Raw genomic sequence first — 3,825 nt, 5'->3', positions numbered from 1 at the left:
TAACTTTCGCAAGAGATCTAGTGAGCTTAAAGCTGCTCTTATACAGAGGTAAGCGTGCCCAGAACACGATAACCTGATGCGCCTGTCACAGCCGGCAGATTGCCGCTGAGTTGATTCATAAAACGCATCGCCAGCCAGGCAAAAGCCGTGCCTTCTACCCAAGTCGGATTTAAGCCAAGATCGGCTGTAGTCTGTACGCTCCAATGATGTTTACGCAAACGCCAGCGTAACTGTTCCAATAAATGTGAATTATAGGCACCACCACCACAAACATAGACTTCACCGGTATCCAGACCAGAACGGTAAATGGCTTTTTTAATCGCACGGGTCGTGAGCTTCATTAAAGTAGCTTGCACATTCTCTGGTGTATCTTCAAGTTCATCGTATTGAAGGTCATTGCGCCAGTCGGCAATTTGTTCATCCAGCCATTCCAGGTTGAAGTCTTCGCGGCCGGTACTTTTCGGTGGCTCTTTTGAGAAGAACTCATGTTCCTGTAAACGGTCCAATAGGCTACGGATTGGCGTGCCATAAGCTGCCCAGTTACCATTTTCATCAAAGGGCTGGCCAGTATAACGCTGACACCAGGCATCCATCAGAATATTGGCAGGGCCGGTATCAAAACCATACACTTGATCCGGTTGGCCTGCCGGCAGAATACTCACATTGGCAATGCCGCCCAGATTCAGAATCACACGGTGAATACTGTCATGCTGGAAAATATCCTGGTGAAAAGCAGGGACTAAAGGAGCACCTTGACCGCCAGCAGCCAGATCGCGACGACGGAAATCAGAAATGACCGGAATCTGGGTGATTTCGGTAATAATATTCGGATCACCAATTTGCAGGGTAAAGCCATGTTCAGGACGATGCCGAATGGTCTGACCATGCGATCCAATTGCCTTGATTTGCGATTTGTCTAAATTATTTTCTTCAATCAGCGTATTGATGCCATGACCAATCATTTGTGCCAGTGCGACATCAGCTTTGCCCATGCGGTCGATTTCATTGTCATCTGGCAAAGTTAACGCCATCAGTTCATCACGAAGATCGGGATCAAAAGGCAAGGTGAGGGTGGCATGAAGCTGAAGTGGATCAAAAGAAGCAGCAACAATATCGACACCATCCATGCTTGTGCCGGTCATTACCCCAATATAGATCGCTGTCATGATTATTCTTAAGCCTGCAATGTGCTGAAAAAGTGTTAGTATATCGCACAAATTGTATAACTGATCTATTTGGATTTTGTGATGTCAAATTTCCTGCCGGCTGAAGAACAACTTGCCCTCATCCAACGAGGCACCCACGAAATTATTTCCGAAGAAGACCTTCTGAAGAAATTAAAGCAGAATCGTCCTTTAAAAATTAAAGCGGGTTTTGACCCAACTGCACCGGATCTGCACCTAGGTCATACAGTTTTAATCAATAAATTAAAAGTATTCCAGGACTTGGGTCATGAAGTGTACTTCCTGATCGGTGACTACACTGCGATGATCGGTGACCCGACTGGTAAGAGTGCAACCCGCCCGCCATTGTCACGCGAGCAGGTACTAGAAAACGCAAAAACCTATCAGGAACAAGTATTTAAAATTCTTGATCCAAACAAAACCAAAGTCGTGTTTAACTCGGAATGGTTTGCACAAAAAACTGCAGCTGATTTGATTCAATTGGCATCACAACAAACAGTTGCACGTATGTTAGAGCGTGATGACTTCACCAAGCGTTATAACAACCAGCAACCGATTGCGATTCACGAATTCTTATATCCACTGGTTCAAGGTTATGACTCAATTGCTTTAGAAGCTGACGTGGAGTTAGGGGGTACAGACCAGACCTTTAACCTGTTGATGGGCCGTACCCTGCAAGGCCGTTATAACCAGGAAGCGCAGGTATGTATCACTGTGCCAATTCTTGAAGGTCTGGATGGCGTGAACAAGATGTCTAAATCTTTAGGCAACTATATTGGTGTATTTGATGCACCTGGCGCGATGTACCAGAAAGTACTGTCTATGCCGGATTCACTGATTGAGCGTTATTTCGATCTGCTCAGCTTCAAATCTATAGAAGAAATTCAAGGCTTGCTGAAAGAAATCGAAGAAGGCCGTAACCCGCAGGAAGTAAAACGTATTCTTGCGCTGGAACTGGTAGAACGTTTCCACGGTGCTGAAGCTGCCGCTCATGCTCATAAAGGTGCAGGTAATATCATTACTGAAGGTGAACTGCCTGAAGGTACGCCAGAAGTGACCATTTCACGTGGCGAATTTGATGGTGAGATCTTCATTACATCAATTTTACGTGAAGCTGGCTTAACCAAAAATGCTGCTCAAGCTAAAGATGCCTTAGGCCGCGGCACTGTAAAAGTAGACTGGAAACCGGTTGATGCGTCTTTTTCTGTGAAAGAGAACGTAACTTTAATTATCCAGGCTAGCAAAAAAGCAATTGCAAAAGTGACCTTCGTTGACTAAGGCTGGTTCTAAGTTATTGAAATAAAAGCAGGCTTCGGCCTGCTTTTATTTTTTAAGTTGTATATGAATTATATAAATATAGAAATTCAAAAAAAACCTTATAAAAACAACATTTAAATTTTGCCATTTGGCTTGCATTTCTGGTTTTTTGTGTATAAGATTTATTCGTCTAGAGATTCCGTGAAAAGCATATCTAGAGGGTAATGATCAATAACAGACAACTCCATAATTGATCAGGTCTCTAAGTAAAGAGACAAGTTAATATAATGTGAATAACTATAATAATGACATAATGGATCGGGTAAAGATTCAATTCTAAGGAAGAGATTTTGGGAGAGATCTCTTCCTTTTTTATTGGTGTTGTCTGGCTATATGTTCAATCTTCAATAAATTCAAAACAAAGATGGATGAATCAGCTTGGATTCGGGTTAAATCCATGGTGAGATGAATGAATCATCTTTGAATCTCAATCCATCTATAAAAAGAAAGGTAAATAAGGTGTATCAATACCAGACTGAACAGATGTTTGATGAGGACATCGATTTCATTTTGCGTTTTCTCTTCGAATATGAGTCTGCTGAGCGAAAACAAAAATCTTTTGATCAGGTACAGGCCTTATTTCAGCAATTAGATCTTGCCTCCCACTATTTACTCTTTTCATTAGTCAAAGAACGCCTGCCATGTCGGGCCAAATTATTGTTTGCTGCTGAAGACTATAGTGGTAAGAAAGAAGTGATTGAGGAAGTGATGCAGCACTGGATAAAAGATAAATACTCAAATGTGGCTTAATCGATTTTAATCTTCTGCTTATTCTTCTGCGCTTAAGTAAGATTTCTGGATGATCTGAAACCTAGAAAGATCATATCCTTATTTTTGTTCTTTAAAACCGAGTGTTAAGAAAAATCTGTATACAGCAAGGATTTTGACCTTGCAAAAAGCCCCATATATATAAGTTGGATAGAAAACAGCAAAATATATAACCTGATATAAGAAAGTTTCGGAAAATTCTGGATACAGCCCTTAAATTGTACGGTCTTATTTAAAAATTACAGTTTTTTGATAGTTATCAGGTCTTAATAAATTTTAATGTTTTAAATTAGATTGTAATGAATACGGCTTTTATTGAAGAAAAATGCTCAAAATTTAGATAAAAAAGCGATTTTTTAACGAAATTCGTAGAAAAAAGATACATATGTGAAAAATATAGTGAATTGGGGGTTGCAATGATTCTGAAATCCTCTAGAATGCACCCATACCGACGAGATAGACGGAAACGAGCGAAGCAGATTGCTGAGTTGTTAGGTTTATCGAAGTCCAGCTTCTGGCATTGACGAGATGTTAGAAAGATCATTAAGAGATTATG

Annotated in this window: 3 protein-coding genes; 2 read left to right on the top strand and 1 reads right to left on the bottom strand. The window is 40.8% G+C overall.

Annotation, left to right across the window (positions count from 1 at the left end):
* Positions 1-38: 38 nt before the first annotated feature.
* Positions 39-1,166 (bottom strand): anhydro-N-acetylmuramic acid kinase, encoded by a 1,128-nt coding sequence (locus B3143_RS04630; RefSeq protein WP_286739693.1) that lies wholly within the window; start codon positions 1,164-1,166, stop codon positions 39-41.
* Between the two features lie 63 nt (positions 1,167-1,229).
* Here B3143_RS04630 and tyrS point away from each other — a divergent pair, with 63 nt between their 5' ends.
* Both tyrS and B3143_RS04620 read left to right on the top strand, forming a co-directional pair.
* Complete coding sequence (tyrS, locus tag B3143_RS04625) at positions 1,230-2,462, top strand: tyrosine--tRNA ligase (RefSeq protein ID WP_262738616.1); 1,233 nt, start codon at positions 1,230-1,232, stop codon at positions 2,460-2,462.
* 498 nt (positions 2,463-2,960) lie between these two features.
* On the top strand, positions 2,961-3,251 hold the full coding sequence (locus tag B3143_RS04620; protein WP_261635548.1) for a hypothetical protein: 291 nt from the start codon (positions 2,961-2,963) through the stop codon (positions 3,249-3,251).
* Positions 3,252-3,825 lie beyond the last annotated feature (574 nt).

Source organism: Acinetobacter sp. UBA1496, assembly GCF_002324975.1.
In the GTDB taxonomy this organism is placed as follows: Bacteria; Pseudomonadota; Gammaproteobacteria; order Pseudomonadales; family Moraxellaceae; genus Acinetobacter; species Acinetobacter variabilis.
The sequence above is the reverse complement of the archived record's forward strand: the minus strand, read 5'-3'. Positions and strand labels throughout refer to the sequence as shown.

What these genes read in the sequence shown, in the direction of transcription:
- B3143_RS04630 (WP_286739693.1), bottom strand. Translation starts at nt 1,166, where the DNA reads ATGACAGCGATCTATATTGGGGTAATGACCGGCACAAGCATGGATGGT.